The sequence below is a fragment of the Sphingomonas chungangi genome (genome assembly GCF_013778325.1).
Classification (GTDB): domain Bacteria; phylum Pseudomonadota; class Alphaproteobacteria; order Sphingomonadales; family Sphingomonadaceae; genus Solisphingomonas; species Solisphingomonas chungangi.
In genome coordinates, this window is sequence record NZ_JACEIB010000001.1 from 681081 (window position 1) to 687588 (window position 6508).

Annotated in this window: 6 protein-coding genes; 1 reads left to right on the forward strand and 5 read right to left on the reverse strand. The window is 69.8% G+C overall.

From position 1 onward, the window contains the following. Positions 1–31: 31 nt before the first annotated feature. From HZF05_RS22080 to HZF05_RS03430, 5 genes are all read right to left on the reverse strand, one after another. The gene (locus tag HZF05_RS22080) at positions 32–616 is read right to left on the reverse strand and encodes an RcnB family protein (protein ID WP_160365195.1); all 585 of its coding nucleotides are present in this window, start codon (positions 614–616) and stop codon (positions 32–34) included. A gap of 98 nt (positions 617–714) precedes the next feature. Further along, the gene (locus tag HZF05_RS03415; RefSeq protein WP_160365196.1) at positions 715–1947 is read right to left on the reverse strand and encodes a tetratricopeptide repeat protein; all 1233 of its coding nucleotides are present in this window, start codon (positions 1945–1947) and stop codon (positions 715–717) included. Positions 1948–2007: 60 nt separating this feature from the next. After that, a complete protein-coding gene (gene prsR, locus HZF05_RS03420) occupies positions 2008–3363 on the reverse strand; it encodes a PEP-CTERM-box response regulator transcription factor (protein WP_160365197.1) in 1356 nt (451 codons plus the stop codon). After that, entirely contained in the window at positions 3360–4793 is a 1434-nt protein-coding gene (gene prsK, locus HZF05_RS03425) for an XrtA/PEP-CTERM system histidine kinase PrsK (RefSeq protein WP_160365198.1), read from the reverse strand. Before prsK ends, prsR begins: the two co-directional genes overlap by 4 nt. A 3-nt stretch (positions 4794–4796) precedes the next feature. Then, positions 4797–6185 (reverse strand): TIGR03013 family XrtA/PEP-CTERM system glycosyltransferase, encoded by a 1389-nt coding sequence (locus HZF05_RS03430; protein WP_160365199.1) that lies wholly within the window; start codon positions 6183–6185, stop codon positions 4797–4799. A 159-nt stretch (positions 6186–6344) separates the two neighbouring features. Here HZF05_RS03430 and HZF05_RS03435 point away from each other — a divergent pair. Next, positions 6345–6508: sugar phosphate nucleotidyltransferase (locus HZF05_RS03435; RefSeq protein ID WP_246331533.1), on the forward strand; the 164-nt coding region annotated here is incomplete at its 3' end.

The window sequence follows — 6508 nt, forward strand, 5'->3', positions numbered from 1 at the left end:
CCCCGAGGGAAGGGGAGGATCGGAAAGGCGCTCAATAAAACGCCCCGTAGATTACGTCGCGGATGCGGCCGGTGCGGACGTCGACCAGCAGCAGGTCCGGGCCGTAGCGCACCCAGCGGCAGCCGTAGGGCGGCGGGCCGAAGCCGTAGGTCGCGTAATCGTCGAAATAATAGGTCGACGACAGGAACAGGTGCGGCAGCAGCAGGCCGACCGTCCAGCGGCGATAATGATAGCCCGGCGGATAGCGCCAGCCGGGGCGGTGGATCGGCCTGAAATTCGGCGGCCGGAAGCCGGGATTGTGCGGCGGGCGCGGCTTGTGGTGGCCGTTGCCGGGGCGACCCGGCGGATTGGGCCTCACGGGCGGCTTCGGGCGCACCGGGCGGGGTGGCTGGATCTCGGGGCGGCCAGGGCGCGGCGGCTTCACACCGGGATGCCCCCCACCGGGCGGGCGTCCGCCTCCGGAGCCGCCGGGTCGCGAAGGCGCGGGCTTGGTGACAGGCGGCCGCCCACGGTCTCCCCCTCCGCCATGACCGGGCCGACCATGATCCTGCGCCTGGGCAATGTCGGGAGACACCAGCAGCAGCAACGCGGTGCCGAGCAGGAGATGCGTCTTCATCGGCCATCCTCCGTTATGCGGGAGGGAGGCTATGCCTGTTCCGTGTCGGCGACAAGTCGAATCGGGAGTGAAACGAAGGCGTTGGCGGTACCGGTCGATCAGCCGGGCGTGGCCGGCAAGGCCTTGCTGCGCGATCGCAGCTTTTCCGGATCGCTCAGATCGCAGGCCACGGCCGTCGGCTTGCTCTGCCCCTCAGCCTGCATCTTGGACAAGGCGTCGAGCCCCGCGCGGGCATGATCGACGTCATATTGCACCAGCGGCTCGCCGGTGACCGGCAGCTTCGCGAGCAGGCCGAGCCCGGCCTCCTCGTCGGACCGCGCCTCGGCGATGTAGCCGAGCCGGCCATAGGCGCAGGCACGACGCAGGAACACGTAGGGATAGTCCGGTTGGGTCTCGAGCCCGGCGCTGAAATCCGCGACCGCCTCCTCGTATCGGCCCATCAGGCTGAGCAGCCATCCCCGGTGATAATGATATTTCATGCCCATGGCGACCGGATCCCGGACGGCGATCTCGTTCAGCGTGGCGAGTGCCCCCGGATAATCCCCCGCGATCCGCTTGATCGCCGCCCGGCGGACCTGCGCCCGGAAATATTCGTCCGGCCACTTCGCCTCGAAGCGCTGATAGACGGCGAGCGCGTCCGGATAGGCGCCGAGCTCTTCCAGAAGAGCGCCCTCCGTGAACGGCGCCTCGCGATCGTCGGGCGCGGCATGCTCCCAGGCCCGCGTATCGGCGAGCGCCAGCACGAGCTCCGCATCGGCGGCGGGCGACCCATGGGGCAGGCGGCTCGCCAGCGTGGCGTGGACGTCCGATCGCGCCCGCAGCCCGATCGTCCGCAACGCGGCCGGGAGATCGGGATGAGCAAGGCCCGCGTCGAGCAGCGGCCCGGCACCGGCCGTGTCGAAGCTCATCTCGCGCGCCATTCCCACCGCGATCGCCTTCTCGCCCGACGTGCCGCCGACAGCGGAGGGGCCTGAGCAGAAATCCCGATCGCCGCCGATCTTCTGCGCGCCGTAGGTGATGGCGCAGAGCCGGTAGTCGATCCTGCCATTGTCCGGATCGAACCGGCCGCTGTCCGGATCGAAGCGCACCGCGATGGATACGCCGGCTTCGGAGGCGAGGCGCAGTGCGGTGAATACGGCATCCACGTCGCCGGCCCTCGGCGACAGCGTGAAGCGCGCGCTCTCGTTCCAGGTGGTGAACCACAACGAGCCGTCCTTTAGGACGGCGCCGCCGGTGACGGCCTCGGTGATGGTGGTCGGGGACGAAGGGGGCAGGTCCGCGCCGAGCAGCAACAGGCCCAGACCGCACAGCCACGCCTTGCTCAACGCCATGTCGAATGCCCCTCGCCCCGGAGCGAGATAAGCGGGCTTCGCGTGGCCGCGCAAGGCCGGTCAGCCGACGGCGGACAGTCCGTACGCTTTCAGCAGATCGTAGAGCGTCGGCCGGCTGATGCCGAGCAGGCGCGCGGTCTGTGAGATGTTGCCGTCGGCACGCGCCAGCGCCTCGCCGATCGCCTTGCGGTCGGCCGCCTCGCGCACGCTGCGCAGGTTGAGTGCCTCGAATGCGCCGCCCGCCAGATCGAGATCCTCGGCGGTGAGCGCCTTGCCCTCGGCCATGATGATCGCGCGCTTCACGCGGTTTTCCAGCTCGCGGACGTTGCCCGGCCAGCGCGCGGCGGCGATGGCGTCGGCGGCGTCGGGGGCGAGGCCCTTCACCTGCGGATTGATCGCGGGCGCGTGGCGGCGGAGGAAATGGCGGGCGAGCAGCACCGCGTCGCCCGCCCGGTCGGCGAGCGTCGGCAGGCGCACCACCATCTCGGCGAGGCGGTACCAGAGATCCTCGCGGAAGCTGCCCTCGGCCACCATCGCCTCGAGGTCGCGGTGGGTGGCGCAGACGATGCGGACGTCCACGGGCAACGCCCTGCGCCCGCCGATCCTCTCGATCACGCGCTCCTGCAGGAAGCGCAGCAGCTTGACCTGCAAGGGCAGCGGCACGTCGCCGATCTCGTCGAGGAAGAGCGTGCCCCCCGAGGCCAGCTCGATCTTGCCCTCGACGGTGCGAACGGCGCCGGTGAAGGCACCCTTCTCGTGGCCGAACAGCTCGGATTCCAGCAGTGTTTCGGGGATCGCCGCGCAGTTGATCGCGACGAACGGCCCCTTGCCGCGCCTGCTCGCCTCGTGCAGCCCGCGCGCGACGAGTTCCTTGCCGGTGCCCGACGCGCCCAGCACCAGCAGCGAGACGTCGGTCTGCGCCACCCGCTCGACGGTGCGCGCGACCTTGAGCATCTCGGGCGCCGCCGTCACCAGCCCGCCCAGCACCGTGTCGCCGCCGGTGAGCGCGGCGAGGCGCGCATTCTCCGCCTCCAGCGCGTGCACATGGAAGGCGCGCGCGACGATCAGACCGAGCGTGTCGATGTCGACCGGCTTGGCGTAGAAATCCCAGGCGCCGCGTGCGATCGCGTCCCGCGCGCTCTCGGGCGCCTCGTGGCCGGAGGCGACGATCACCTTGGTGTCGGGCTTGAGCGCGCGGATCTCGGCAAGGGTCGCGAAGCCCTCGGTGGTACCGTCGGGATCGGGCGGCAGGCCGAGATCGAGCGTCACCACCGCCGGCTCGTGCAGGCGCAGCGCCTCGATCGCGGACGCGCGATCGCCCGCGACGAGCACCTCGTAATCCTCATAGGCCCAGCGCAGCTGGCGGGCGAGGCCGGCGTCGTCCTCGACGACAAGCAGGATCGGCTTCCCGCTCATGCGCTGAGCCTTTCCTCCGGCGCGTCCGCCAGCGGCAGCACGACTGCGAAGCGCGTGCCTTCGCCCTCGCGGCTCTGCACCTCCAGCCGGCCGCCCATCGCCGCGATCAGCGCGCGCGCCTCGAACGCGCCGATGCCGAAGCCGCCGGTCTTGGTCGATTCGAACGGCACGAACAGGCCGTGGCGCAGGAAATCCGGAGCCATGCCCCGGCCGCGATCGAGTACCGCGATCTCCACCTCCAGCCCACGCCGCTCGACCGACAGCCACACCGGCTCGGCGAACGGACTCGCTTCTATGGCATTCTGGACGAGATGATCGAGCGCGGTTTCCAGCCGGGTGGGATCGAACAATGCGTGGATGTCGGGGCGGCCGGTCAGGCGGATCGGATGCTGCGCGCGGCGGCGCTGGGCGATCGCCTCCAGCAGCGCCATCGGTGAGGCGACGCGCGGCGCATCGGCGCGCACCGCCTGCGGGGAGAGGCGCTGGAGCAGGCCGTCGAGCCGCGCCACCGAATCCTTGAGAGTCGCCACCATGTCGGCGCGGAAGGCAGGGTTGTCGGCATGGCGCTCGGCATTGCGCGCGACGAGGCCGAGCTGGCTTGCAAGGTTCTTCACGTCGTGGACGATGAAGGCGAACCGGCGGTTGAATTCGTGGAAGCGGCGCGCCTCGCTCAGCGCTTCCTGTCCCTGCGCCTCGGCGAGGTGGCTCGCCACCTGACGGCCGGCGACCGAGAGCAGATCGTAATCCTCCCAGTCGAGCCGGCGGCGGACCGGCGGGTGGCCGAGCAGCACAAGGCCCGCCAGCCGTTCGCCATGGACCAGCGGCACACCCGCCCAGATGCTGTCGTCCTCCGCCAGCCAGCGCGGCGCGAGCTCGCGCTCCTCCTCGGTGGCGGCGGGCGTGGCGGCAGCGCCGCGCAGCGCGTCGCCGTCGAGGATGCGCTGGTTGCGCTCCAGCAGCCGCGCGAAATCCGCCACGGTGCCCTGCGAGGCGCCCGCTGGCCATTCGCCGACGCCCGCCGGCTCCAGCCGTCCGGAGGCACCCGCGATCAGCAGCCGCGCATCACCCGTTTCGACGATGTCGGCGAGCGCGCGCTCGATGCGCACCGGCAATTCCTCGCCCGGCCGCACGTCGCCCAGCCGGTGGGTGAAGCGCAGCCATTCCTCGCGATAATCGTAGCGGTGGCGGAAGAGATGCTTGGCGACCTGCAGCTTCAGCCAGCTGCGCGCGCGGCCCGGCGGCATCAGCAGCATCGCCGCGAAAGTCGCCCCGAACACGCCGACCAGCCGCGCCGCCCATTCGTAGGCGAGGCCCAGCGGCTCGACCGCCGACAGCAGCATCGCGGCGGCGGCGAGGTAGATCAGCGAGGCGGTGATCGCCAGCGCCCGCACCACCACCTTGCGCGAGGGACTTACCACCCCGGCGGCCATGGCTCAGCGCGCTCCTGACGGCCAGAGCAGCACGCGGACCGTCTGCAGCAGGATCAGCAGGTCCAGGAAGGGCGTGTAGTTCTTGGCGTAATAAAGATCGTATTCGAGCTTGTTGCGGGCATCTTCCAGAGACGCGCCATAGGGATAGTTGATCTGCGCCCAGCCGGTGATGCCGGGCTTCACCATGTGGCGCTCGGCATAGAAAGGCAGCTGCTGCGCGAGGTCGGTGACGAACTGCATGCGTTCCGGGCGCGGGCCGACGAAGCTCATCTTGCCTTTCAGCACCACCCACACCTGCGGGATCTCGTCGATGCGGACCATACGGATGAAGCGGCCGATGCGCGTGACGCGCGGATCGTTCTCCTGCGCCCAGACGGCGACGCCGGCGACTTCCGCATCCTGCCGCATCGAGCGCAGCTTGATGACGTCGAACTCCTCGCCGAAGAGGCCGACGCGCTTCTGGCGGTAGAAGGCCGGCCCCTTGCTCTCCAGTTTGATGAGTGCCGCGAAGAGCAGCATCACCGGCGATGCCAGCACCAGCAGCAGGCCCGAGGCGAGGATGTCGAACAGCCGTTTGGCGGCCGTCGAGATCATCCGGCCGGAGGTGAAGCCGTCCGAGAAGATCAGCCAGCTGTGGCTCGCGGTGGCGAGGTCGACGCGGCCCGTCTCGCGCTCGAGGAAGGTCGACAGCTCGTTGACGTGGACGCCGGTGGTCTTGATCCGCAGCAGGTCGGCCAAGGGCAGCGCGTTGCGCCGTTCCTGCAGCGCCAGCACCACCTCGGACGCCTTGAGGTTGACGACATGCTCGGCAAGGCTCTCGATCGCGTCGCGGTGGATCGCGCCGCGTACCACCGACTCGACGTTGGTCATGCGCACGAAGCCGCAGGTCACGAAGCCGGCACCGGGCTTGTCCGCCAGTGCTTTGATCCGCGCGGCGCGCTCGCCCGCGCCCAGCACCAGCACGCGGCGCTTGAAAGCCTCCGATCCCAGCACCGATCCCAGCAGCAGGCGCGCGATCGTCAGCATCGTCGGCGCGATCAGCGCGGCGTAGAGCGCGTTGGAGCGCCACAGCGTCAGGCCCGGCGACAGGAACGCCGCCACCGATACGAAGATCAGCCCCAGCGCCGTCGCCACCATGATCCGCACGCAAGCGAAGCGCACCGATTGCAGCGCATCGAGCCCATAGACGCCGACCGCGATCATCGCGAGCTCGACGGAGGCGACGAAGGTGATGATCGGCCCGATCCGGGTGGTGACCGGTGTGATCTCCATGCCGATCTGCCAGGCGCGTAGCACCCAGCTGACCTCGGCTGCGCAGCCGAGCAGCACGATGTCCACCAGGCCGAGCAGCAGCACGGCGTGGGGTACGTAATGCTTGAACAGCCTGATCACGCGGGCCTGTTTCCCTAGAACCTGCGGGCATGCGTAGCCCGTCCGACAGGGGGTGTCGCCGAAATTGACAAATAAATCCTGAAACCTTGCGCCGCTTCGGACGATTAAGCCATTCTCGCCACGCCGTCCGGCAGGGCGGCCACGCGAATCGGGAAACCTATGACGGAACGCCGCCGGATCACGCCGGTCATTTTATCTGGCGGATCGGGGACGCGGCTGTGGCCGCTGTCGCGGACCGGCCGGCCCAAGCAGCTGCTGTCGCTCACGCACGCGGAGACGATGCTGCAGATGACGGCGCGGCGCACGGCGGGCGATCGCTTCGC

Bases quoted from the DNA above. Each gene is read 5' to 3' on its own strand.
- HZF05_RS22080 (WP_160365195.1), bottom strand. From the start codon at position 616: ATGAAGACGCATCTCCTGCTCGGCACCGCGTTGCTGCTGCTGGTGTCT.
- prsK (WP_160365198.1), bottom strand. From the start codon at position 4,793: ATGGCCGCCGGGGTGGTAAGTCCCTCGCGCAAGGTGGTGGTGCGGGCG.
- HZF05_RS03415 (WP_160365196.1), bottom strand. From the start codon at position 1,947: ATGGCGTTGAGCAAGGCGTGGCTGTGCGGTCTGGGCCTGTTGCTGCTC.
- prsR (WP_160365197.1), bottom strand. From the start codon at position 3,363: ATGAGCGGGAAGCCGATCCTGCTTGTCGTCGAGGACGACGCCGGCCTC.